Annotated in this window: 35 protein-coding genes, 1 tRNA gene and 1 other RNA gene; 33 read left to right on the top strand and 4 right to left on the bottom strand. The window is 49.6% G+C overall.

What is annotated here, in order from left to right; translation table 11 throughout:
• Positions 1–32: 32 nt before the first annotated feature.
• Together FMR86_RS14015 and FMR86_RS14010 are read right to left on the bottom strand one after the other, a co-directional pair.
• Entirely contained in the window at positions 33–494 is a 462-nt protein-coding gene (locus FMR86_RS14015) for an Sbal_3080 family lipoprotein (RefSeq protein ID WP_163352025.1), read from the bottom strand.
• Positions 495–625: 131 nt separating this feature from the next.
• The gene (locus FMR86_RS14010) at positions 626–2191 is read right to left on the bottom strand and encodes a methyl-accepting chemotaxis protein (protein ID WP_163352024.1); all 1566 of its coding nucleotides are present in this window, start codon (positions 2189–2191) and stop codon (positions 626–628) included.
• 370 nt (positions 2192–2561) lie between these two features.
• Between FMR86_RS14010 and FMR86_RS14005 the strand changes: the two genes are divergently transcribed.
• Positions 2562–2638: transfer RNA gene (locus tag FMR86_RS14005), tRNA-Arg, on the top strand.
• A 249-nt stretch (positions 2639–2887) separates the two neighbouring features.
• Here the strand turns inward: FMR86_RS14005 and FMR86_RS14000 are convergent.
• On the bottom strand, positions 2888–3328 hold the full coding sequence (locus FMR86_RS14000) for a hypothetical protein (protein WP_163352023.1): 441 nt from the start codon (positions 3326–3328) through the stop codon (positions 2888–2890).
• A 237-nt stretch (positions 3329–3565) separates the two neighbouring features.
• Positions 3566–4057 (bottom strand): helix-turn-helix domain-containing protein, encoded by a 492-nt coding sequence (locus tag FMR86_RS13995; RefSeq protein WP_163352022.1) that lies wholly within the window; start codon positions 4055–4057, stop codon positions 3566–3568.
• 414 nt (positions 4058–4471) lie between these two features.
• On the opposite strand from FMR86_RS13995, the gene FMR86_RS13990 reads away from it, so the two are divergent.
• From FMR86_RS13990 to FMR86_RS13835, 32 genes are all read left to right on the top strand, one after another.
• The gene (locus FMR86_RS13990; protein WP_163352021.1) at positions 4472–4771 is read left to right on the top strand and encodes a hypothetical protein; all 300 of its coding nucleotides are present in this window, start codon (positions 4472–4474) and stop codon (positions 4769–4771) included.
• Entirely contained in the window at positions 4768–5031 is a 264-nt protein-coding gene (locus tag FMR86_RS13985; protein ID WP_163352020.1) for a hypothetical protein, read from the top strand. Before FMR86_RS13990 ends, FMR86_RS13985 begins: the two co-directional genes overlap by 4 nt.
• A complete protein-coding gene (locus tag FMR86_RS13980) occupies positions 5028–5210 on the top strand; it encodes a hypothetical protein (RefSeq protein ID WP_163352019.1) in 183 nt (60 codons plus the stop codon). The genes FMR86_RS13985 and FMR86_RS13980 overlap by 4 nt, the downstream gene beginning before the upstream one ends.
• Positions 5211–5212: 2 nt before the next feature.
• On the top strand, positions 5213–5605 hold the full coding sequence (locus FMR86_RS13975; RefSeq protein ID WP_163352018.1) for a hypothetical protein: 393 nt from the start codon (positions 5213–5215) through the stop codon (positions 5603–5605).
• Between the two features lie 6 nt (positions 5606–5611).
• Positions 5612–7747, top strand: a complete 2136-nt coding sequence (locus FMR86_RS13970; protein WP_163352017.1) for a Mu transposase C-terminal domain-containing protein — start codon at positions 5612–5614, stop codon at positions 7745–7747.
• A gap of 13 nt (positions 7748–7760) precedes the next feature.
• Positions 7761–8489, top strand: coding sequence for an AAA family ATPase (locus tag FMR86_RS13965; protein WP_163352016.1), 729 nt, complete (start codon positions 7761–7763; stop codon positions 8487–8489).
• Positions 8489–9067 (top strand): helix-turn-helix domain-containing protein, encoded by a 579-nt coding sequence (locus FMR86_RS13960; protein ID WP_163352015.1) that lies wholly within the window; start codon positions 8489–8491, stop codon positions 9065–9067. Before FMR86_RS13965 ends, FMR86_RS13960 begins: the two co-directional genes overlap by 1 nt.
• Entirely contained in the window at positions 9064–9432 is a 369-nt protein-coding gene (locus FMR86_RS13955; protein ID WP_163352014.1) for a hypothetical protein, read from the top strand. Before FMR86_RS13960 ends, FMR86_RS13955 begins: the two co-directional genes overlap by 4 nt.
• Before the next feature lie 3 nt (positions 9433–9435).
• Positions 9436–9630, top strand: a complete 195-nt coding sequence (locus FMR86_RS13950; RefSeq protein WP_163352013.1) for a hypothetical protein — start codon at positions 9436–9438, stop codon at positions 9628–9630.
• A 1-nt stretch (position 9631) separates the two neighbouring features.
• Positions 9632–10228, top strand: coding sequence for a DUF3164 family protein (locus FMR86_RS13945; protein ID WP_163352012.1), 597 nt, complete (start codon positions 9632–9634; stop codon positions 10226–10228).
• Positions 10229–10240: 12 nt separating this feature from the next.
• The gene (locus FMR86_RS13940) at positions 10241–10534 is read left to right on the top strand and encodes a hypothetical protein (protein WP_163352011.1); all 294 of its coding nucleotides are present in this window, start codon (positions 10241–10243) and stop codon (positions 10532–10534) included.
• A gap of 3 nt (positions 10535–10537) precedes the next feature.
• Complete coding sequence (locus FMR86_RS13935; RefSeq protein WP_163352010.1) at positions 10538–10990, top strand: hypothetical protein; 453 nt, start codon at positions 10538–10540, stop codon at positions 10988–10990.
• Positions 10990–11054, top strand: an RNA gene (locus tag FMR86_RS13930) — hammerhead ribozyme type II. Before FMR86_RS13935 ends, FMR86_RS13930 begins: the two co-directional genes overlap by 1 nt.
• A 26-nt stretch (positions 11055–11080) precedes the next feature.
• Entirely contained in the window at positions 11081–11617 is a 537-nt protein-coding gene (locus FMR86_RS13925) for a hypothetical protein (RefSeq protein ID WP_163352009.1), read from the top strand.
• Positions 11618–11679: 62 nt separating this feature from the next.
• Complete coding sequence (locus tag FMR86_RS13920; RefSeq protein WP_163352008.1) at positions 11680–12072, top strand: hypothetical protein; 393 nt, start codon at positions 11680–11682, stop codon at positions 12070–12072.
• Positions 12073–12270 carry a hypothetical protein gene (locus FMR86_RS13915; RefSeq protein ID WP_163352007.1) on the top strand — a complete coding sequence of 66 codons (198 nt, stop codon included), beginning with the start codon at positions 12073–12075 and terminating at the stop codon, positions 12268–12270.
• Positions 12267–12698, top strand: a complete 432-nt coding sequence (locus FMR86_RS13910; RefSeq protein ID WP_163352006.1) for a gp16 family protein — start codon at positions 12267–12269, stop codon at positions 12696–12698. The genes FMR86_RS13915 and FMR86_RS13910 overlap by 4 nt, the downstream gene beginning before the upstream one ends.
• Positions 12699–12707: 9 nt before the next feature.
• Positions 12708–13079 (top strand): RNA helicase, encoded by a 372-nt coding sequence (locus tag FMR86_RS13905; RefSeq protein WP_163352005.1) that lies wholly within the window; start codon positions 12708–12710, stop codon positions 13077–13079.
• Positions 13080–13258: 179 nt separating this feature from the next.
• Positions 13259–13681 (top strand): DUF5675 family protein, encoded by a 423-nt coding sequence (locus FMR86_RS13900; protein WP_163352004.1) that lies wholly within the window; start codon positions 13259–13261, stop codon positions 13679–13681.
• Between the two features lie 111 nt (positions 13682–13792).
• On the top strand, positions 13793–14137 hold the full coding sequence (locus tag FMR86_RS13895; RefSeq protein ID WP_163352003.1) for a hypothetical protein: 345 nt from the start codon (positions 13793–13795) through the stop codon (positions 14135–14137).
• 3 nt (positions 14138–14140) lie between these two features.
• Complete coding sequence (locus FMR86_RS13890) at positions 14141–14527, top strand: holin family protein (RefSeq protein WP_163352002.1); 387 nt, start codon at positions 14141–14143, stop codon at positions 14525–14527.
• Complete coding sequence (locus FMR86_RS20595) at positions 14524–14898, top strand: hypothetical protein (protein WP_239057245.1); 375 nt, start codon at positions 14524–14526, stop codon at positions 14896–14898. The genes FMR86_RS13890 and FMR86_RS20595 overlap by 4 nt, the downstream gene beginning before the upstream one ends.
• Positions 14895–15293, top strand: a complete 399-nt coding sequence (locus FMR86_RS13880; RefSeq protein WP_163352001.1) for a DUF2730 family protein — start codon at positions 14895–14897, stop codon at positions 15291–15293. The genes FMR86_RS20595 and FMR86_RS13880 overlap by 4 nt, the downstream gene beginning before the upstream one ends.
• A gap of 3 nt (positions 15294–15296) precedes the next feature.
• Positions 15297–15602 carry an ArsR family transcriptional regulator gene (locus tag FMR86_RS13875; protein WP_163352000.1) on the top strand — a complete coding sequence of 102 codons (306 nt, stop codon included), beginning with the start codon at positions 15297–15299 and terminating at the stop codon, positions 15600–15602.
• Positions 15603–15604: 2 nt separating this feature from the next.
• Entirely contained in the window at positions 15605–16192 is a 588-nt protein-coding gene (locus FMR86_RS13870) for a DUF3486 family protein (RefSeq protein ID WP_163351999.1), read from the top strand.
• The gene (locus FMR86_RS13865) at positions 16189–17805 is read left to right on the top strand and encodes a hypothetical protein (RefSeq protein WP_163351998.1); all 1617 of its coding nucleotides are present in this window, start codon (positions 16189–16191) and stop codon (positions 17803–17805) included. The genes FMR86_RS13870 and FMR86_RS13865 overlap by 4 nt, the downstream gene beginning before the upstream one ends.
• A complete protein-coding gene (locus tag FMR86_RS13860) occupies positions 17799–19325 on the top strand; it encodes a DUF935 domain-containing protein (RefSeq protein WP_163351997.1) in 1527 nt (508 codons plus the stop codon). The genes FMR86_RS13865 and FMR86_RS13860 overlap by 7 nt, the downstream gene beginning before the upstream one ends.
• Positions 19318–20484, top strand: coding sequence for a phage minor head protein (locus FMR86_RS13855; RefSeq protein WP_163351996.1), 1167 nt, complete (start codon positions 19318–19320; stop codon positions 20482–20484). Before FMR86_RS13860 ends, FMR86_RS13855 begins: the two co-directional genes overlap by 8 nt.
• Before the next feature lie 318 nt (positions 20485–20802).
• Positions 20803–21786, top strand: coding sequence for a phage protease (locus FMR86_RS13850; RefSeq protein ID WP_163351995.1), 984 nt, complete (start codon positions 20803–20805; stop codon positions 21784–21786).
• On the top strand, positions 21786–22661 hold the full coding sequence (locus FMR86_RS13845) for a Mu-like prophage major head subunit gpT family protein (RefSeq protein ID WP_163351994.1): 876 nt from the start codon (positions 21786–21788) through the stop codon (positions 22659–22661). Before FMR86_RS13850 ends, FMR86_RS13845 begins: the two co-directional genes overlap by 1 nt.
• A gap of 11 nt (positions 22662–22672) precedes the next feature.
• A complete protein-coding gene (locus FMR86_RS13840) occupies positions 22673–23179 on the top strand; it encodes a hypothetical protein (RefSeq protein ID WP_163351993.1) in 507 nt (168 codons plus the stop codon).
• Positions 23180–23181: 2 nt separating this feature from the next.
• The gene (locus FMR86_RS13835; RefSeq protein ID WP_163351992.1) at positions 23182–23592 is read left to right on the top strand and encodes a phage protein Gp36 family protein; all 411 of its coding nucleotides are present in this window, start codon (positions 23182–23184) and stop codon (positions 23590–23592) included.
• Position 23593 lies beyond the last annotated feature (1 nt).

The following is a 23593-nucleotide window of genomic DNA, read 5'->3' as shown; positions in this document are numbered from 1 at the left end:
AGGGGCGGTTGGGATTTCATCTCAGTCCGGACTTACGCCTTCTCATCCTTCACCAGCACAGGCAACTCATAATGATCAACCTTACCGGAAAGCATGTCCATTAATTTGCGAATTCGTTGTTTCCCGCCTTCCCATTTATGCCCGTCCCATTTTCCGATCTCCAGCCAGGCCCGTCCTGCTTCAGCCCCATCGTGATAAGCGGTGATCTTGGCATCTGCCAAATACAGAGCGACAACCCAAGACCAGCGTCCTTCATACTCAAGCGTCCATTCGCATACATCTACGGAAGTTTCCTGCGGATAAACATCAGGTGTGATTCCCTGCTCTCTCAACCACTCTTTGAGGGTGGTTTTAAATACTTCACGTGTATCATCATGAACTATTATGCAGACTTTATCAGCTTGCAGAATTTCAGGAACAGGCTCGTTAACAACCTTAATAGATGTGCATCCTGAAACCAGCACCACAACAATCAATAACCATCTTATATTCATCAACCCCGCTCCTGAATCATTTTCAGCATGGAATAAAACGGCTTGCTCAGAGGGTCAACCCCACCCAAAAGAAACAGGCCGCATTGCAGCAGCAACACGGCCTGTCTCGGACAATGGAGTACGGGACTGTACTAGGAAGAAAGCTGTTTAATCAAAGTATTAAGCTCGTCGCTCATGCGTACAAGTTCGGTACTGGCTTCATTGGCGGCGTTCATGCCTTCGGCAGTCTTGGCAGCGATGGAATTAATGTCATCCACGGCCCGGTTGATTTCCTCGCTGGTTGCGGACTGCTGCTCGGCGGCAGTTGCAATGGACTGCACCTGATCAGAAGTTCCGCTGACGATCTCAACAATACGCTCAAGGGTCTGCCCGGAGCTATGGGCGATTTTAGTAGACTGTTCCACAGCCTGACTGGCCAGCTCAACCCCTTCAATGGAACGCTTGGCACCGTCCTGAATTGCTTTAATAGCAGTACCCACTTCGTCTGTGGCGGTCATGGTTTTTTCAGCAAGCTTACGGACTTCATCGGCAACAACAGCGAATCCGCGCCCGGCTTCACCTGCACGGGCCGCCTCAATAGCCGCGTTCAGAGCCAGCAGATTGGTCTGGTCGGCAATATCTTGAATCACGGTGATAACACTGCCCACGGAATCAGTCTGCTGGCCGAGTTCATTCATGAAAGTTCCGAGATTATTGGCATGCCCATTCATGGTCTCAATGGACTCAATCAGATCACGAACCTCGTTCTGCCCTTCCCCGGCATTATTGGCAGCATCGGTGGCATTATCTGCGGCATCAACAGCATTTCGCGCAACTTCCATGGTTGTGCTGTTCATCTCTTCCATGGCGGTAGCGGTTGCGGTAATCCTGTCGGACTGCATTGCCGCGCCTTTGGATGCCTCACCTATCTGGGAAGCGATGATCCCGGCAGATGAGTTTACCTGCCCGGTAATGTCCACCAGATCAGCAGCAACTTTAGCCACGCGTTCAGAGTTTTCCTCAATTTCACGCTGCTGCTCCCTTACTTCGGTCAAATCAAAATAAATGGTCAGCGCACCGCAAAGCTCATCATCAAGATCATAAAAAGGCTCACCGGAAAACTGCAGAATATGGAGTCCGCGCTCACCTTCAAAGGAAGTTTCACCCTCAATTCTGATTCCTTCGCTTACAACACGGTCGGTACGGGTTTTACGGGAGTTATCACCATAAACATATCCGCCGGTTGTCAGGCCGTAATAATCTTCAGGTTTACCTGTTTTACCGGAAATTTTAAAAAGCTTGCTGCCGACAAAGTTAACCTTTGCCTCAGCATCACAGGTCATAAAGGGATATGCCTCGGCAATGGCATTGAGAACGCCTTCGGAAAAGCCGATCCGCTTTTTAAGCGCATCAACAGTAGTGCAAACCTGCGCCTCCAGCTGTCCTGATTCCCCTTCACCGCAATCAGGCCTGTTGGAATTGAAATCTCCTTCGGCAACACCTTTAAGATAGGTAATGATCCCATCAGCACCATTGGCAGCTCCGGCAGTAATAAGCTGTACAGCAAGTCCCCCGCACAGCAAAACAACAGCAAAAACAACGGCTGCCGTAACTATCAATACGGACTGAGGATCAGTTCCGAAATTTGCTGCGGCAAAGACAGATAAAGCCCCCAAAACAGCACTGACTACAACCCCAAGCAGCAATTTAATCTTCATAGCACCCTCTGCTTCAAAAGGTTTAAATTAATAAAACACCCCTATGGAACCGCCCAGACCATGAGCAATTACGAAAACATAAACACCCACAGTATGCGATTCCGAAAAACTTATTTTCGAAATTACTCAATCAGACCACTTGAGTCAATAAAATGTAACATTTTCGAACATTCAATGTGACAGCAATGAGATTATTTAATATTTTATAGAAATACGTCCAAATTGCCAATAATTGTAAATTAATATGCATACAGCTGCAACGCAGAATTGGCAGAATTAAGCCGCTACTTTCAAAATTGAATAGATCATGAAATTAAATAGTTTTTTCTTGACAAATGAGCGTAGTGATGGATAGTAAAACGTTCTGCGCGGGCAATTAGCTCAGTTGGATAGAGTGTCAGCCTCCGGAGCTGAAGGCCACAGGTTCGAATCCTGTATTGCCCGCCAATTATTTCAATAGGTTACAGTGAAAAGGTGAGTAAAATTAACAAATTTTACTCACCTTTTTGCTTTCCTGATTGTACCCCGACACTAGGTATTAACACAGGAAGTAATACGGGACTATCCGGGATTAACCGGGAAGATACGGGAGCTAACGAGGGATTTGGGTAGAAATTTCGGTCAAATCGTTTTTGACACTAAAAATGCCGCATTTGGATGAATGCGGCATTTGTTTTTAACACTGATGTGATCTTATTAGCTGATGGGGATCACGTAGTCTCTGCCGCCTGTATCAATGTTTTCGTCTAAGAAAATCCGGGCCGTTTGGGCCTTCTTAAAAATAATAGCCTTTCCATTCTCTGTAAAGCCTAAATGGAGTATGTTTCCGTGTGCTCTGTATTGCGCGGGAACGTCAGCATCGTTAGGGACTTTGAATTGAATCCACGTTACGTAAATCACTTCATTATTGTCTGAGGCTGGATAGTATGGGGAGCCTGTATATATTCTTTCAAACTGCAAGACATCGCCGTACTTGTTCCAGCCGGGGCATTTGGTCTTAAGGGTCGGGATCGCATGATTTATCAAGTCTACGGTGGCTTGCGGGGTGTCCTTGGGCAGCTCCAGCTTTACTTCCGATCCACCGCACCCAACCGCGACAAATAGCAGTAAAATCATCAAGGGAATTAGTTTTCTCATCAGTCCTCCGTGTGTTGTTTTGCTCAGTTTTTAGGGCAAAATGAAATCAGCTTTTGAAATAAAGTCAGTCCATCACCAATAAAATTATACCTAAATCTATTTCTGCAAGCATAGTTAACTCTTTGTAATATCAAAGAATTAACTATGTTTGCTTTGTCGTTTGCTCTAAAAACAGAGCAAAACGAAATCAGTTTGAATCACTGTCTGTAAGGTATCTGTTGGCAGACACTAAAAAAGTTAATCGTCAGAAACTTTAGGAGCGTCCACCACTTCCTCGTTGATATCGCCATTCGGTCCATATGTGGTGATTTTCAGCTTTCCGGTCAATGGTTCGGCATATCTAGCCTGCTGTCGTAGCTCTCTATTCTCCTGTCTTAGTTCCCGGTTGTCTTGCCTTAATTCTCGGTTATCTTGCCGTAATTCCTTTATTTCTTGCTGGAGTTCTTCCAGCTGGTCTTTGTGTCTATTTGTGGCTTCATAGTCCTTGGAGGTCTCGCGGACCAGGTCCTTTTCTGCTTTTTGCTCCCCTTTTTTTTCTCCGTTTCCTGTCAGGAGCCAATCAAACGACACGCCGTAGGTATCTGCAATTGCAACGATAACATCAGCATTTGGTGTACGCTCGTTGCGTTCGTAATTGCCGAGTGTGTTTTGGGCAACCCCGATTGTGCTTGCAAACATCTTTTGGGGTGTTTTGCCGCGAATAATTTTGATTCTTTCGCCTATGCTCATAGTGTTAAAGTTCCATTGCTTAAGATTAACGCAAACTCTAACACCCGAAAGTCTTTGTTAATCGTGTGATATGTAAGACTAATTTTCTAAATATCACAAAATTAAACTTTAACGCAAAAATGAGGTTGAATTGAACTCAATTTTGTGGTTAAAAATAACTTGTGGGTGGTTGAAAAAAACAGCTCTTTTTTAAACTACCTCACTGCACACGGGGCGGTCAACGTCTGAGGGAATGTGTCTCTCGGACGTTAACCCCCTAGAACCCCAGACAGTGAATTGAAAATGCGATCAGAACAGGCCCCTCTTTTTGACCCAGTAGCAACGCAGATAGGCGATCTTGATGCAGCAATAGCAACAGCTATGCATCAGGCGTTTTCGCGTTGTGGGTTGAGCCGTGAGGAGGTTGTTGACCGTATGAATAACGTAGCTGTTCGTGGTGGGTTCAAACTGACTAAGGGGAACGCCCGCAAATTGACGGTTGCCACTTTTGAAAAGTGGTTGTCGGTGGCGGAGAAACATCATCTGCCTACCACCCGCGCTATCAATACATTTTGTGCTGTTGTTAACGATATGAGTCCGTTGCTTGCTCAATTGCAGGTACATGATGCTCAAATCATGACGCGAGAGCAGGCGGTTAAATGCGAACTTGGCGATCTGTATCTCGCCAGCAAGGAGACGAGGAAACGGATGAGAGAACTGGAGGGCCAGTTATGAATCAGGCCGCATCAGGAACAGGTATTGACCGTGACGCATTTGCAATCCGCAGATGTCTGAAGAGGGCAAAGACCAGCATGGCAGGTGTGGCCCGTAAGATTGAACTGTCTCCACAGCTGGTACAGCAGACCGTCAATGGAGCGCGGAACAATCACAAAGTTCTTAGATACTTGCTTTATGTGATTGAATGTCCGCCTTCCATTTTGGGATTGCCAAAGGGGTTGGTGAATGAATTTAACAAATTGAAGGGGAAGATATGATTAAAATTGAAGCAGTTGCAGTCTGTTTTAGTTGTCAGGGTTTGTTTAACGATATTGGACGTGCTCCTATATCAACTCCTTGTCCTAACTGCGGTATGGGGTTGGATTTTGTAGTTGCTCCTATGATTGTTGAGGCCCTCGCTGGCTTTATTGAAACTGACGATGAATGTGAGGACTAAATATGAGACTCGAAATATTACGCAAAGGCGCGAAAGGTAGAGCATGGGACGAATTTATCTACGGCGTAAATCATAACGGAGAGGTTGATGGCAACCTTGATGAAAATACTCTTAAATTTGTCCGGTCTGTGCTTGTTAAAGAACTCGCACGTGTTGACGCTTTGATCGAGGCTGTTGGAGTCAAACCGGATTATACAGCAGCTACAGCTGCATCTTTTGGTCGTGTCACTGACCTGTACGGCTGTGTTTTTGTAAAGGGTAAACAATACGCGACTGGATGCTCTCACGGATCAAGAGTGGCCCTCATAGATCGCGGTGATGTTGTCGAAATGCTGGACCCTGTCACCATGAGCTGGGTTGAATTGCAGCCGCAGCCTCTCGCAATCTCCGCGTAGGTAATTATGACTCAGGTAAACATCACATACACCACCCAAGAGCTTGTCGAGCTGCTTTCTGTTACCGCCATGACTGTCTCCCGCCGTGCCAAGCGCGAAGGCTGGCAGTCACAGCCCCGTCCGGGCCGTGGCGGCGGCAAGCTCTGGGTGGTGGCTTCCATGCCTGAGTCAACCCGTGATCAAATTTCCGCCTCAATCACCTCGCAGATGCAGGCGGAACAGCCGGAGTCCCTAACTCCCTCCAAACCCCAACTCCCGGCTGTTCTGCCTGTCAATCTTGCTGATTGGCAGCGGGAAATCATGGAAGCACGTTTGATCATACTGGCAGAGGTCCAGCGGATCGCGGTCATAGATGGCATCATTAAAGCTGAAAAGCGTTTTGCCAAGATGGCCCGTACCGGGGAACTTTCCCAGTATTATCAAGACCTCATTGCTAAAGCCAATGCCCGCAAGGGTAAAGCGAGGGCTTTGTCCGCTTCTACCCTGCGGAATTGGCGCAGGATCAACAACAAGGAAGGTGCGGAAGGACTTGCCCCCAAGGTGACGCAAGCTCCCCTTGAAAAGCAATTTCCATCATGGCTTTTGCCGTTCCTCCGTGCATGGCGTTTGCCCTCAAAACCGAGCATTTCGCAGACTTACTACGACCATAAAGACGATTTAAATTTGCCTTCTCTGCGCACAGTTGAACGCAAGGTAGCCGCGCTGGGTGAACTGGAGAAGAACAAAGGGCGGCTCCTGCCACGTGAAATTAAAAGGTACAAGGCTTTTGTCCGCCGTGAGACTAAAAACCTTAAGCCTACTGATGTCTTCACTGGCGATGGTCACACCATGGATATGTATGTTTTGCATCCGGCACACGGTAAGCCGTTCAGGCCGGAAGTTACCAGCATCCTTGATGTGGCAACCCGCCGTTGTGTTGGCTGGTCAATTGGCTTGGCAGAGGATTCATGGGGTGTTGCTGATGCCATACGTATGTCGGTTGTAGATCACGGCATACCTGCAATTTTCTATGTTGATAACGGTGGTGGTTTTAAAAACAAACTTCTGGATTCTCCGGGCATGGGCATACTTGCAAGGCTTGCCGTTAGCAAAGAACACTCCCTCCCGTATGCATCACAGGCACGTGGCTTGATTGAACGCTTTCAAAGGGAGCTGATTAGAAATGCCCGGCGCATGCCCGGTTACTGCGGCATGGATATGGACAAGGAAGCCGCGCAGCTCGTGCGTAAAAAAGCCCTCAAAGAGATCAAAGAAACCGGGACCACCCGCCTATTCCCCACTTGGGAACAGTTCATGACAATGATGAACGAGCTTGTGGCTGCATACAATGACCGCCCACATTCATCACTGCCTAAATTTACTGACCCCACCACTGGCAAGAAACGCAATCAATCTCCTAATGAACGCTGGGCTGCTCTGGAATCCAAAGCTGACATCATCATTCCTGATGAATCAGAAGTTGCGGACCTTTTCCGTCCCTACGAAATCCGCACCGTGCGCCGCTGTGAGATCAACCTTTACCGCAACCGCTATTTTTCCAAAGGACTTGAGGACTATCACGGCCAAGAAATGCAGATTGGCTACGACATCCACGATGCCAGCAAGGTCTGGGTCCGCGATCTGGATGGACGCTTCGTATGCGAGGCCGGATTTGAAGCGAACTCGGCTGACTACTTCCCCATGCCGGTCATTGAGCAGGCCCGTGAAAAACGCGCCAAGGGCCGCGAGAAACGTCTGCAAGTTCATATGGACGAGGTTCAGGCCGAGCTGCACGGCATAGGTGGAGCTATTGAGGCTGCCCCGGTTGCCCAGAAGCTCAAGATGACTCCTGAACAGGAGTTGATTGAAGCCGAGCTTACCCGTGAATTTGAAGAACAGCAGCACGGTACCGTGATTGACCTTAAGGCCGAAGAACCAAGTAAAGGCAAGGTGCTGAACCTCAAATCTGAACCGTCCAGCCCCATCCCTTCAGACCCGCTGGAACGCTTCCGTCTTGCCCTTGAGCTTGAAGAACAAATTTCCCAAGGCATTAACGTGGATAGCCGCCTTGCCGTATGGCTGGGCAGCTATCAAACCCATGCTGAATACATCACCAACAAACAGATGTGTGAAGATTTCGGCGTGGCCGCAGTATTAGGATAATTTAGGAGGATTTATGGCACTGGATGCACAACCTGCACTGCTTACCAACGTAACCTTGTTTACCGAGCTGATGAACCGTTTGCTCAACACCCCGGATCACTTAACCCCGCTTGGCGTGTTCTATGGATTCAGCGGCTTCGGCAAGACCATCAGCGCGACTTTTGCCGCCAACAGGCACGGTGCGCTTTACCTTGAGGTCGGGGCATCATGGACCGTCAAAAAATTCTGCCAGATGGCTCTTAAAGAGCTTGGAGTTGTTCCCGCCAAGACCGTAACCGACATGGTTGAGCAGCTTATTGAAACGCTGGCGATTGAGACCCGGCCTTTGATCATTGATGAGTTCGACCACATCGCCCGCATGGGTGAAAAGAGCGTCAACATCATCCGCGAGATTCTGGATAAAGCACAGATTCCCGTCATTTTGATTGGCGAGGAATACCTGCCTAGCAGCCTGAAACGCTGGGAACGCTTTGATAACCGTGTTCGTTCTTGGGTTGCAGCACAGCCTGCCTCAGTGAGTGATGCCAAACGCCTTGCCAAGATGTATGCCCCGGAGCTGACCATTGCCGATCCAGTAATGGAAGACATGGCAACTCAGGCCAACGGCATTGTCCGCCGCATTTGCCACGGTATTGAAACAGTCCGTGAAGCCGCTTCTTTGAAAGGATTATCCGAGGTTGAGCTGAAAGACGTAGCAGACATTACCTACTGGCAGACACGCCCGGCAGCGAGGAAACACTAATGAGCAGACTCCCTGTAGATCAGCAAGCAGCCAAAAACGCACCTCGTGGGCAGGAGCATTACTGGAAGGTAATGCAGCAGCTGGATTGTGAAGCTGGCTTTACTGTGGATGCGGTCTATCGCAAATGTAATGGACCTAAAAATCAAGTTAGAGACTACATCGGCAGGCTGCATAAGGCCGGCTTCTTGGAGGTTGTCCGTTCAGAAAAGGAAGGCATCATCACCCGCCATTACTACACCATAGCCAAGCGGAGCCGTTTTGCTCCCAAAGTGCGTAGGGATGGGACAATTGTTTCACCGACCAAACGGGAAGTTATGTGGCGGACTATCCGTATGCATAAGCGGGTAACACGTGACGACTTGGTTGTCTGGGCATCTCTGCCAGAGGTTCCAGTTAAACCCAATGATGCACAGGACTACCTCAAGCATTTGACGAAGGCCGGGTATCTCAGGAGGAACGGCAAAACCTACACCCTTATCAAAAACACTGGGCCGCTGCCCCCTAAAATTCAACGCATTAAACAGGTGTTTGACCCCAATTTAAACAAGGTTGTCTGGACACCGAAGGAGAAAGCATGAGCCGCACCAGCACAGTAGAAACCGCCAATGAAGCATGGGGCGCGGCCCCGGATTGGGTGCTGGCTTTGGCACAGACATGTGACGAACTGGAATCCCAGCACCAGACAGCAAAGCGGGTCGGTATATCAGCCACCGCAGTTAACCAGATTTTGAAAGATAAATACCCCGGCAACCTCGGCAACGTTGAAAAGAAGGTCAGGGCTGCGCTCATGACCGACAAGGTCAGCTGCCCGGTGCTGGGTGAGATCGGCAGCAGCCAGTGTCTGGAAAATCAGGGCAAGCCGTTCAGCGCGGCCAGCTCGTTGAAAGTCCAGCTCTGGAAAGCCTGCCAGCAATGTGAACAGAACCTTAACCGGAAGGAGTAAATTATGAGTGAAGCAGTAGAAAGCAGCAGCATCAGTTGGAAGCTCAAGAATTGTGTAGGCCGTGTGAGGCTGTTGGCAGACAAGCTGACAGGAAGGGAGCGCGAAGAAGCAAACGAGATCGCATCGGCAATTGGTGCGGAGCTGGAGCGCGTGGCCGGGCTGGAGCACGGAACAACCATTAACTGCGGAGAGGAATAGCATGGAAGGCTATATGGAAGATGCCCAAGGGCGTTTGGTGCCCTTGGGACAGGTAAAAGAGATCGACAAGCAACGGCATGAGACAGTTATGGAACTGGTGGCACAGACCATGTCCATGCGTGAAGCTATGTCCGCTCTCAAGAGTAAGTTTGTGGACGATGTTGAAACTTTTGTCCAGCTCAGTGCCGAAGAATACGAAGTGAAGATCGGAGGCAAGAAAGGCAACATCACCCTGTACAGCTTTGACGGCAAGTACCGCATTCAGCGGTCTGTCAACGAACATTTTGCCTTTGATGAACGCATTCAGGCCGCAAAAGAGCTTGTTGATGAATGCTTGAAAGAATGGACCGAAACAAGCCCCGGTGAACTTAAGGTTGTCGTTAACGATGCGTTTCAGGTCGATAAGGAAGGCAATATCAACGTCAACAGAATCCTCGGTCTGCGCCGCTTGAAGATCACAGACCCACGGTGGAAACGGGCCATGGATGCTATTAGCGACAGCCTGCAAACAGTAGGTTCAAAGGCTTATTTCAGGGTTTCAGAGCGTCAGGAAGACGGCTCCTATAAATATCTGCCGCTGGATATGGCTAAGATTTAAAGGAGGCCGAAAATGGAATTTAACTGGGATTTAAACGAGGAAGAAAAAGCCCTTGTGAATCTGATTGTTGACCGGGCAGTTGACCTTTGCGCTGAGCATGAAATTGAGGTTGGTGACCGGGTTGAACTGACCATGGACATTACCACTACCCATAACCACGCATGCAAGCTGGACTTGGAAAAGTTCCTGAATGCAGAGGATATGGATTTTGCTCATGACCTCATGTTGATTACCAATACCCTGAACAGAAATACCGGGCAGCTTGAAAACGGAGCTATTCCTCGGTGCGTTAAGCGGGAGGGGTAGATCATGAATAAAGAAACAATCCTCACCGTAGTTCTGCAGCAGAACTTCCGGGCGCGGGATCGCGATGTAGAAAAGATCGTGGATGCCACACTGGAAGCTGTTGGTTACGAATACGAAAATGAATCCTACGTTAGGGCCGGATCAGATAAAGAATTCAGACCGATCCCTGCGCCCCAGTACAAGAAGGACTACGCAAGTCGGTTTATCCGCGTAAACCGCGAGTCCGCATATGCACACGGACGGGACAGAGTTAAGAAAGGCACCGTCTGGTTTATCTTGCGCAGGCTGCCCGCCAAGGAGGCTTCCACCTCAGTCAGTCTGCCCGGTGAACCCAATGACCGCTGGCTCCATGTGCAGCGTCTGTGCAAGGAATGCGGCAGCATCCTCAAGGAATACGTTCCTGAAAGCTGGATAGCTGACGGCGGGATCGTGTTCTTGGAAAAGGTGGAAAAGTAAAGCGAAACAGCCCTGCGGGGCTGTCGGCGGAGCGTGGTGGCTTCGTCCTGATGAGCAGCCTGCTCTGATGAAAATTAATAGGTGGATATGATGAATACTGAAATCAAAGAAGAAATGACGGTCGATGTCACACCTGCTTGGGAAATAACTATGCGCGTTCTTGCCGAGTCCATATTTTCCCGTGCTCCAGAAAGGAATAAAACCGCGATCGATGAGATTATCCGAGGCGGTCAAATTTTAGACCAGCTTATAGCTGAAAGAAATCTCACAAGAGTTATCAACCATGCTGACGACAGCAACGACATTATTGAAAAAAGAGTGGCATTAAGAAAGCAGATGAGAGCGGTAAACAATACAGGCGTTGAGCTTGAATGCTTCGATTGCAAACGCAAAGTACGGTTGATGTACATGTATAAATGCCGTGATTGCGGTCTGTATTTTTGTCCTTCTTGCGCCACAAAGCATTTTGAACCGAAGGACTTGCTGAGTCTTTTGTGGGCTGTGGCTGCACAGGGAGAGCGTGGGCCTATGCAGAAAGGTGTGTTTGAAATCGTGCATGGAATTTTTGAACGCCGTGGTCTTTCAGTTAATGATTTGTGTGTTTGGAAGGAAGCACAGGAAGGCTAACCATGGGCGAAAAACGCAAAGAAGCATTTTCTATCCTACTCAAGAAGACGAGCAAGACGTATTTGAAAATTAAGCTCTATGAGTCCTCCTTGTGGGCAGATCAGCCCGGAGCCGAGGACGGCAAGTATCGCGTAAAGGTTGCTGGAAGCTGGTACTCCCCAAGGAACACTAAATACGATTTTATGACCCTGCATGAAGTGCTGGCTTTGTTCCGGGACGGCCTGCTGTCTCTAGTTGATGACACGCCCAAGCCGCAAACCAAGCGGATTAATTTTCCACGCGGGACACGGGTTCGTGTGCCGAATGGTCGGACAGTAGATGGAGTTCCGGTTACTGACCTTGGTTTTGTCTCTCCCCCTTGTTTTCTGGGAGCGGATCAGCAGCACTATATAATGGTCAATATCGCAGGTCGTGGACGAGTTCCGGTCTTAGTTAACGAGCTGGAGGTGGTTTAGATGAAAGCTAAAGAGATTCAAAAGCATCTTTCCAAAATATCAAAACAAACCATTATCGAAGTTTCTGCTGTGATGTTTGAAAAGGTTTTGGATGAAAGTGACCATGAAGACTTTTTCAAGGCGTTAAAAGAAAAGGATACCTACAACAAGCGGCAGCGGCTATGTCAGAAGGCTAAAAGAATGGGGATAGTAAAATGAGTTTCCGCAATAAACTTATCGGCAAAATCAAACTCGGCTGCAAGCAGCTCGGCTTGGACGATCCTGAAAGACGTGATGAGTATGAAGCCATGCTTTTTAATCTTACAGGTAAACGGTCCAGTGCCAAAATGAACGCCAAGCAGCTGCACATGGTCATCAACCATTTGGAAAACTGCGGTGCTGTCTTCACCAACAAGGGCAATAAGCGCAAGCACAGCAAAGCAAAGAATCCGCAAGTCAGAATGGTCTTCGGCTTGTGGGCAGAACTGTACGAGCTGGGCGGCGTTGACGATCCCAGCCGCGATGCGCTGACCGCATGGGTGCGCCGCATGACTAATGACAGTTGCGATGGTCCTGATTGGCTGACCCCGGCGCAGTCCCAGCAGCTCGTTGAATCCCTCAAACAGTGGATAGCACGAATCTCATAGGAGGTTATTATGTCTACATCCTCATGGCCCCCGATGTTGCAAGAACTGGCTGCCACTATTGGCCGGGAGCCTGCACTTGTTCTGGCCGAGGAAATTGGCGGAGTTTCGAAATATATTCCGACCAAGGCCACAGCCAGCCACGAGTTAGCGAAGTTGGTTGGTGTGGAACGTATGGCGGTGCTTTGTGAAGTTTACGGCGGTGTCCATCTGACCATTCCTCGTGGCGTGAATCTTGATCCTGCCAAGCCGCAGATTAAAGAACTGCTGGGCAAGATGTCGGGGCGTAAGATTGCTCAGAAGTTAGGTGTTAGTGAGCGGTACGTGCGCAAGGTAGCCAATGAAGCCCCGAAGCCTCAGCAAAGCATGCTGCCCGGCTTATAGTTGACAGTAATTTAAATCCTCGTTTAAACATCCCTTTAAAGCCCCCGGCCAGAAATGACCGGGGGCTTTTCTTTTGCCCGGAACTGTTCCGGGTGCCTCCTTTCCCGCCTCCTGCCGTATCTATCAAATTCATAAGATTACATATCAAATTACTGATCTACTGATCTAAGGAGGTTCTCGTGTCCAAAAAAATTGTTGATGTGTTCCGGGTTGAGAGGACAGAGGCTGCAACCGTTTCGGCTGTATGCGTGGATGGCAAGGCTATTTGCTGGTTTCTGGAGGAACCGTGGAAAAAGAATCAGCCCAATATCTCGTGCATCCCCGCTGGTCGCTATGTCATGAAGCGTGAATTTTCCCCGTCTAAGCAGCGCGACCTGTGGACCATTAAAGACGTGCCGGGCAGAACCTACGTGCGCATCCATACCGGCAACGATCTGGATGATACCGAGGGTTGCCCTCTGACCGGTTCTACGCCTGACGATAGCGGCGATAAGCGGAGAGTGAATCAGAGCACTGCGGCTTTCAAGCAGTTCATGCAGGCCATGAACGGTGCCACCGAGGCCGAGATTGTCATTACCGAGGTGGCGCGTGCCGTTTATTAAGGGCTGTTTAATCGTTGCATGGGTAAGCTTTGCTTGCTGGGCCGTGTGTTCAGGTTTTGCCCGGCTGCTGTGCTGGATAGGAAGTCACTTTTAATCAATCAGGAGAATCTAATGCTGATGCTGTTTGTGAATCTGGTTATCGTGCTGGCTGCAATTGCGGCATGTGTCTGGGGCTGTTTTAATCCCAAAATCAACAAGAAGAGCTTTAAACTCCTCTTCTTTCTCACCGGGCTTGTACTTGATGTTGTTGCCGTTTTTGCATGGGCATTCAGCGGTATGTGGCCATGGGTTAATTGGGTGCTGCTTGTTCAGGTTGTAGGACTTGTCCTATGGGCTCGTTTCGGTTCGAGGCACTGCGGCACCCATAATTACGATGCCTATGACCCCGTTATACTTGCCATTGTAATTGCGGCAATTGATCTGATTTCTTGGCTTTCATACGCCGTGTGGGGGTAAGTCATGATCGGTTCAATTTTAGACCTCGGCTCCACTATCATTGACAAAATCTGGCCTGATGCCGGGGAGCGCGAAAAAGCCAAGCTTCGGCTCATGGAAATGCAGAACCGGGGTGAACTTGCCGACCTTGAGGCGCGTGTCAAAATCATGCTGGCCGAGATGTCTGGCAACTGGTTGCAGCGGTCTTGGCGTCCGATCCTGATGCTGACCATTATTGCTATCGTAGCCAACAACTACCTGTTGTATCCGTATCTGGCGTTATTTTGGTCCAAGGCTCCGCACCTTGAGTTGCCCACGCAGCTCTGGTCTCTGATGGAGCTGGGGCTGGGTGGATATGTGGTCGGGCGTAGTGCCGAGAAGGTTGCTAAGACTTGGAGGGAAAAGTCGTGAACGCAGTTGAATTGATCTCAAAGCAGGAAGAAGAGCTTGATCGGTTTCGCAGGGTGGAGTTTGCAGCTCTGAGTGCTGGCGACAAACAGCAGCTTAAGGATTTGAACTCCAAGCGCGATATTATGCTTAAACGCCACGAAATGGAACGTGAAGCGTGGAGTAAAGAGAAAGCTACAGGCGGATTGCACGAGCTTCTTATCCGCATAGATGAACGGGTAAAATCCATTCAGGAAGAAGTATCTGAGATTAATGGGGTACGGCGTTGCCATACCTATGCGAAAAAATTTCGCAATCTTGAACGCGCTGTCTGGGGAACCGCAGCTGTGGTGGCCGGGGTGGTTGGGCGTGTTGTTTATGAGGCTTTTAAATGAGTACCGAAGCAAGCCTAATCGCTGAGATCAAGTCGTGGATACCCACCATAGCCTTTGCTGGGCAATTCGTAATTGGCTGGTTTCTGTACAAGCTTGATAAGCGGTTTGTCAGTAAGGACAGTTGCACGAGCTGCCGCAAAGCTATCACCGATGAAGTTGCCAAATTAAGCAAGTCTGTTGACGAACTGGACGATCGTGTTGGCCGAAATGAGGTGTTGCTTTCCAAGCAGCCGACACAAGAGCAGTTCAACCAACTCAACATCTCCATGGAAAAACTATCCGGCGGAATGAACGTACTAACCGAGCGTATTGACGGGGTCAAAGAGTATCAGGCGTCGTTGAAGGAGCTGGTCCTGCGGGTAGAAGATTTTGTCAAGGAAGCTAGTAAGGAATAGGAAATGAAGAAGTACGAAATTTTTGAGCATGAAAATCTGCGAAGCTGCGTTCTGCGCACCCTTGAAGAAACACCTTCCGGCACCATGAATGAATCCCTGCTGGATTCCATAGCGCACGGTGCATACGGCTTTGACTCCAACCGTAAACGCATGGTCCAGATTCTGCGCTGGCTGGAAGATAAGGGACTGATAACCATTGAAGCAATTAACGAGAATTGCCTTGTGGCTGAGATCACCGCAGCCGGTGCGCGTGTGGCTCAGGGTGTTGAAGTCTTCCCCGGCGTGAAACGTCCTGAACGCAAGGCGTAGTCATGGCAAAGCGCAAAGGCCGTGGCCGTCCATCATCCATTGATCTTCTGCCGGAAGATTTACGGGTTGCGATTAATACCGCTTTACGCGAGCGCAGGTTGACCCAGAAGCAGATTCTCGACCACTTCAATGAGCTACTTGAAGGTCGTGGCGCGGAGCCTATCAGTAAGTCTGCACTCAATCGTTATGCCCTGCATATTGAAGAAACCGGATCAAAACTTCGTGAGGCCCGTGAAGCTGCCGCAGGCTTGGTCGGTGGGCTTGGTGAAAGTTCGGATACTGATCTGGGACGTGCTGTAACTGAAATGATTAAGACCATGGTTTTTGATGCCGTGCTTGACCGTAGCGATGAAGATGAAGCAGGGCCGGACCTTGACCGTCTTAAAACTCTTTCCATCATAGTTGAGAAGGTCGCCAAGGCCAGCAAGCTGGACTCGGATCGCGAATTCAAAATCCGTGAACATGTTGAGGCACAGGTCAAGAAAGCTGCTGCCAAAGAAGTTGATAACGTTGGACAAGAAAAAGGACTTTCCACCGACACCATCAGTGCCATTAAATCCTCCATCCTCGGTATCAAGGTAGAGAAATGAGTAAGAACCCGGTAACCCGTGAAGAATGGGCTGATCTACGCACTCAGTCCATGCAGGAGTTCCCGGATGTATTGCAGGCCGGGGGCAGCAAGATCAATATCTTCCTTGATTACCAGAAGGAAGCTCACCTCGCTATTGAGGATCACCCCCTTACCGTTATTTCCAAGTCCCGCCGTATCGGTCTTACATGGGGCATCGGTTCCACTGCTGTCCTGACTTCAGCCGCGACTAAAAGTGCCGGAGGGATGGACACCCTCTACATCGGCTACAATCTGGACATGGCCCGCGAGTTTATCGATGTATGCGCCATGTGGGCCAAGGCATTTAATCAGGCAGCCTCGGACGTAGAAGAATTTGTTTTTACTGATGATGGTAACGCTGGCGATAGGGATATTAAAGCTTTCAGGATTAATTTCGCTTCCGGCTTTGAGATTATAGCTCTTTCTTCCCGGCCCCGTTCTCTGCGTGGTCGTCAGGGCCTTGTCATTATTGATGAGGCCGGATTCCATGATGACCTGCGAGAATTGATCAAAGCCGCAATGGCTTTATTGATTTGGGGCGGTAAAGTTGTAGTAATTAGTACACACGATGGTGATGGTAACCCGTTTAACGAGTTATGTGATGACATCCGCTCCGAGCGCAGGCCGGGTAAATTAGTTGAAATTACATTTGATGATGCCCTTAAGGATGGCTTGTATCAGCGTATCTGTTTGATCACTGGAGAGGAATGGTCTCCAGAAAAAGAGGCCGAATGGCGGCAGGACGTAATTGATTTTTATGGCGAGGATGCTGATGAGGAGTTGTTCTGTATTCCGTCTAAAGGTTCCGGGGTTTATCTTAATACTACTTTGATTGAGGCTCGTGCCGTGGAAGTTCCGGTTATAGAGCTTGCCCTTGAAGATGCTTTTACCTTCAAGCCAGAAGAAGAACGTGAAGCATGGATGAATGACTGGCTGGAAGAGAATATACTTCCGCTGCTGGAAGAACTACCTAAGGGCTTAAATCATTGTTTCGGGGAAGACTTTGCCCGTGTGGGTGACCTTACATCTATCTGGCCCATAACTATTAAGCGTAACTTACGCCGTTTTTGTCCCTTCCTTTTTGAAATGCGCAATGTCCCTTTTGAGCAACAGAAACAGGCTCTTTTTTACATTGTTGACCGGTTACCCAGATTTCAAGGCGGAGCAATGGATGCCACCGGTAACGGTTCTTATCTGGCAGAAGTTGCTGCCCAAAGGTACGGCGAAGGTCGGATTAAGCAGATACATCTTTCCGATAAATTTTATTCTGAACATATGCCCAAATTCCGTAGGGCATTTGAAGACGACATGACTACAGTGCCTAAGAATGCAGATGTTGTCATGGATCACCGAGCAATCAAAAAGGTTAACGGAGTACCTAAAGTCCCAAGGGGAGATCGTACTATTGCAAGTGGGGGTAAAGGCAATAAAAAACGTCATGGAGACTCCGCTATTGCTCATTTTTTGGGGTACTATGCAACGCTTGAATGTGAAGGCTACCAGCCTATGAAATATACCCCTGTAAAAAGTCATACCCAGACAAGGCTCGTCAGAACCGGCCTCGGAATAAAAGGACATAAAGGACTATGGTAACAATACTTGATCAGTACGGGCAGCCTATTAAGAAGGAAGAGCTTACAAAAGAAATTGCAGCTCCGTCCCTGACCGGAGTGCGTAATGTCTGGCAGGGAGCGGTGACAGGTGGTCTTACCCCAGCTCGGCTTGCATCCATCATCAGGTCCGCCCAGGAGGGAGACATACTTGACTATCTGACTCTGGCTGAAGAAATGGAAGAACGTGATCTGCATTACCGTTCTGTTTTGTCTACCCGTAAGCTTGCCCTTGCCGGGCTGGAGCCGACCATTGAAGCCGCCAATGAGGATGACAAGAAAGCCGTAGAAATCAATGAGGCTGTGCGTGAACTGATCGAATCACCTAGCTTTAATATGCTCCTGTTTGATCTTGCAGACGGTCTTGCTAAAGGTTTTTCAGTGGCTGAAATAGACTGGGAGACCCGGTCCGACAAATGGGTGCCACGGGGATACGTATGGCGCGATCCTCGCTTTTTCTGTTTTGATAAGGTCAGTGGTAACCAGTTACGCATGCTTGATGATGCTGATCCGGTTAACGGTGTTGAACTTCCGCCTTATAAATTTATCGTGTTTAAACCCCGTTTAAAGAGCGGGATTCCTATACGCGGCGGTCTTGCCATGCTTGCCGCTTGGGCGTTTGTCTTCAAGTCCTTTACTCTTAAAGATTGGATGGCATTTATTGAAGTCTTCGGCATGCCCGTGCGCCTCGGTAAATACGGTCCGTCTGCCTCTGATAAAGATATTGAAACCTTAATACGCGCCGTTGCCAACATCGGTACCGATGCCGCCGCAGTTATCCCTGAATCCATGGTCATGGAATTTGTGGAAATAGCTTCAAAGGGCGGGGAAAAGGTCTTTGAAGGTAAGGCGCGTTTCCTTGATGAGCAGGTCAGTAAAGGCATTCTGGGCCAGACCATGACCGCAGACAGCGGCAGCTCAGAAGCACAGAGCCGTGTCCACGATGAAGTGCGACAGGACATTTTGACAGCCGATGCTCGGCAGGCTGAAGCCTGTGTGCAACAAGGCTTGATCATACCTTATGTTGATCTGAATTACGGTCCGCAGGAACATTATCCACGATTCCGTTTACCCGTCCTTGACGAGGAAGATGTTAGTGCATTGGTGGACAACGTTGTCAAACTGGTCCCACATGGCCTGACGGTTTCAATCGCTGAGATTCGGTCAAAGCTCGGCTTGCGTGAACCAAAAGATAACGAGCCGGTGATTTGCATAAGCTCTTCAGAAGTACCCCAAGTCAGCACCGAAGAAACCGCAGCCAATCGGGCCATGAATCGTCAGCAGGTAGACGAACTGGACGCGCTCAGGGATGAAGGGCTGAATGAGTGGGAGCCGGTCATGGCCCCGGTGGTGGATCCGATCCGGGATGCGCTGGCCGAGGCTGAATCCTATGAAGAAGCACTGGAGCGGCTGGAAGCTGTTGAAATGGATTCAAGTGAATTGATGCGCTCCCTTACCAAGCAGGCTTTTAAGGCTCGTGGTTTAGGCAACGCTGATGGCTAGATTTACTTTTGAGGACCGTCCGCCCAAGGAAGTGGTTAATTTCTTCAAGGGCAAGCAGCTCACCACCTCTTTTGATTACCGTGAGGTGTGGCAGGAGGAACATGCCTTTGGATTCACCGTAGCCAAGGCCACGGAGACGGACGTCCTTACTTCTATTCGTGACGAGCTGCTGAAAGCGAAGCAGCAAGGGATACCTTTTCCGCAATTTAAAAAAGAGCTGGGACCGCGCCTCCAGAAGCTCGGCTGGTGGGGCAAGAAAGATGTTGTTGATCCATTAACCGGGGAAGTTGTCACAGCGCAGCTCGGTTCTCCGCACCGGCTACGGGTCATTTATGAATCCAACATCAGAAGCGCAGCCAGTGCCGGGCAATGGGAACGCGCTCAGAGAACGAAAAAGGGGCTGCCCTACTTTATATATGAATTAGGCCCGTCCCGTGAGCATAGGCCGCAGCACGTTAGATGGGCCGGGACTATTCTGCCTGTGGACCATGATTGGTGGACAACTCATTTCCCGCCCAATGACTACGGCTGCAAGTGCCGGGTACGTCAGATTACACGTGCTGAAGCTGCTGATCTGGGTGGCGAAAGCACGGCCCCTGAAACCAAGTTCGTTGAATACCGCAACAAGCGCACAGGTGAAGTTACCTCGGTACCGGAAGGCATTGGCCCCGGCTGGGCATCCAATCCCGGCAAGGTGCGTGGCGAAAATCTGGACAACTTTCTGGCCGGAAAACTGGAAGGTGTGAGCCAGAACCACGCGCGGATCGCGATTCACGATCTAGTCAACTCCTTCCGTTTTGAAGGGATTTTTAAGGGAGAGGTTAAAGGCTTTGTCCCGGTGGGAGTTCTGCCGCAGAAGCGCATGGCACAGCTTGGAACGCAGTCCCGTGTAATCAGATTTTCGGATTACACAGCATCAAAGGGCGATGACAAACACCCGGATGTGAAACAGCAGGACTACGCGCTGGTGCAGTGGTTGATGGAAAACGGCGAATGCGTAGAAGACAAGAAGAGTCACTTAACTTTTATAGGTCTTAAGGATGGTAAGCACTGGAAAGCTACGGTGAAGAAAACTCAGGACGGTAAGGAGCTTTACTTGCAGACATTGCATCGCATTATGCCAGATCAGGCGGAAAGGATATTAAAGCGCAAAAAATAACGAGACTGGAGGGGCGCATAATCCTCACGGCTCATTAACTCCGTAGCAACGGAGAAACCGGTTGTGCTGGCTCAGTCTCGTAATTCTTCTATTGATAATTTATAACCTAGTTCGTTAGGAGTCAAGCACTTGAGGTAAACACTGTTACTATACCCGTTTAAATGCCGTTTAATTTTTCATTTTTAGCAATTTATTAATCACGTTACCATGTTGCCAATATAAACGCCGTACACGGCGTTTATATGCGCATAAAAAAAGATCAAGCACCCGGAACTGTTCCGGGTGCTTTTTTTGTTTCCAGCATGCCACAAGCAAACCATGAAAAAACAATTTTCCACAAACCGAGCAACAGCAGTAGCGATCTGCTTTGAGCTGGGAGATTCCAAGGCCGCGCCGGAATGGGTTGAATTGATTCCCGCCGGGGATCGCGTTGAAGGACGTGATGGCCGTAACTGGAAGAACAATCCCGAAGCTGTGCTTGCAGCTTTTGCGGCGGACCTTAAGACGCCGCCCATTGATTACGAGCACTCAACCGAAATCAAAGGGCCGAAGGGTGAACCCGCACCCGCTGTAGCGTGGATTGTGGAGCTGGAAATCCGTGACGGTGCCACATGGGGCCGCGTGGATTGGAACGATGAAGGCCGTGAGGCTGTTGAAAGTCGCAAGTACCGTTATCTGTCTCCGGTGTTTAGCTACACCAAGGATGGGGTCATTTCCCAATTGCACAGTGCTGGTCTTACGAACATGCCCAACCTCCATCTTACCGCCTTAAACCAAGAAAATGAAACCACGGAGGAAGATGTGGACCTGAAAGCGTTGTGCAAAAAATTGGGTCTGCCGGAAGACTCCTCAGAAGAAACCGTAATGAATCGCATTGCGGAGCTTCAGGAGAATGATTCCGGGAAGGCCAGCAATTCCGAGCAGCCGGTGGACCTGCTTAAGTATGTTCCCCGCTCAGACTATGACGCGGCTGTCAACCGTGCCAATTCCTTTGAGCAGAAGCTTAAGGATCGTGACGAAGCAGAGACCGACAAGGCCATCAATAAAGCTGTTGATGATGCTATCGCAGCTGGAAAGATAGCCCCGGCGAATAAGGCGTTTTATGTCGCGTCCTGCAAGGCCGAAGACGGGCTGAAAAACTTTGAAGAGTTCGTCAAGAACGCGCCGGAGATTGTCTCCAGTGCGAATGAAGACAAAAAGCTGGAAACGAAGCCGGGCAGCCTGACTGATGAAGAACGCGCTGCCTGCCGCCTGACCGGGACCAGTGAAGCTGATTTCCTTAAAGAAAAGGAGGCTAAATAATGGCCGCTGTTACAAACGCACTGCTTGCCGCGCTGGGGGTAACTTACCGTACCGACTTTAAAGCCGGTCTGGCTATGTCTCCGAATCACTGGAATCAGGTTGCAACCGAAGTTCCGTCTACCTCAGCATCTAACACATACGGCTGGCTTGGTGAAATGCCCAGCCTGCGGAAATGGATCGGTGACCGCGTAATCAAGGATGTTGCCGCTCACGGCTACTCCCTCACTAACGAGTCCTATGAAGGGACTGTCGGGGTAAAACGCACAGACATCGAAGACGATGCCGTCGGCGTATATAAACCCCTCATGCAGGAACTCGGACGTGCTGCGGGTATTTTTCCCGACCAGCTTGTATTCGCGTTGCTGGGGGCTGGAGAAGCAACACTCTGCTATGACGGGCAGTACTTTTTTGACACCGATCACCCTGTAGGTGCTGGAACTATCAGCAACGTAACTGCTGGAGCTGCACAGCCGTGGTACCTGCTTGACTGCACCCGCGCCATTAAACCCCTCATTTTCCAGAGCCGCAAAAAGCCCAAGCTGGTCAGCATGACCAAGGAAGACGATGAGCAGGTCTTCACCTCAGCAAAATTCCGTTACGGCGTTGATATGCGTTGTAATGCTGGTTTCAGCTTCTGGCAGATGGCCCACAAAGCAAAAGTAGAACTCAATGCAGATAACTTTGAAGCTGCTTATGCCTCAATGCAGGAACTGAAATCCGACGAAGGCAAGCCCATGGGTATTACTCCTTCACTGATGGTTGTTCCCCCGAAACTGCGGTCTGCGGCAGCCAAAATCGTAGCCGAAACCAACGAAAATGCCGGAGCTAACCCCAACGCCAAGATCGTTGATGTTCTGGTTTCACCTTGGCTTTAAGGAGCGTTTAAATGATCAAAATTAAAGTATCCGCAGTTCCTGAAAGAGGCTTTTGTCGTTGCGGTAAACGCTGGCCCCATGAAGGAGCAATCGTTTCCCGTGAAGACTTCACCGATGAACAGTGGGCGATCCTTCAGGCTGAAAAAATGATCAAGCTGGAGCCGGTTGAAGATGAACCGGACAAGGAAGAGCCGGAAGAAACCGCAACCGGCCTCAGTGCCGAAGAAGTGAAAGCAATCAAAGACGGCATTGCCGGTTCCGAATCTTCCGAAATCCTTGAAGACGAAACCAAGAAAGCTTTTGACGCAAGCAAGGAACGCCTTGCCCAGCTTATTGATGTTTTCACTCAGCTCGGTCCCGATGACATGACTCAGTCCGGCACTCCCTCAGTCAAGGCTGTTGAAGCTGCTCTGGGTGCAGATGTTACCGCCGCAGAAATCGGCGAAGCATGGACTTTCTACCAGGCGAGGCTGGAAGAACAGACCGGGAAAAACAACGAATCCGGCGAGGCTGAATAATCATGTACGCGACTGAAGACGATCTGTTGACCCGTGCTCCTGAAGTTGATGCCGATCCCGGTGACGCCAAGATCGTCACGGCTCTGACAGACGCTTCATCGCTTATCGATATATATTTGTGCAAGCGTTGGGCGGTTCCGGTTATGGAGCCGTCCAAGGCACTGGAAGCACTGGCTAACATCTGCATTGATCTGGCCTGCTACAAGGTTTGCCGCCCAGACAGTGCGTTGTCTGAAGACTTGCGCAAACGTCATGAGGACGCAATCAAGCTGCTGGAGAAAATCAGCAAAGGCGATGTGAACCTGCCGGGCATGAATGAGGACGATGATTCTAATGAAGCGACCACCAGCAGTGCGGGGGCCGTGGTTGTAACCGGCCCGCCTCGTCTTTTCGGGCGCAACAAAGGATACTAGA

Origin of the sequence: Desulfovibrio sp. JC010 (genome assembly GCF_010470675.1) — a bacterium.
In the GTDB taxonomy this organism is placed as follows: domain Bacteria; phylum Desulfobacterota; class Desulfovibrionia; order Desulfovibrionales; family Desulfovibrionaceae; genus Maridesulfovibrio.
The sequence above is the reverse complement of the archived record's forward strand: the minus strand, read 5'-3'. Positions and strand labels throughout refer to the sequence as shown.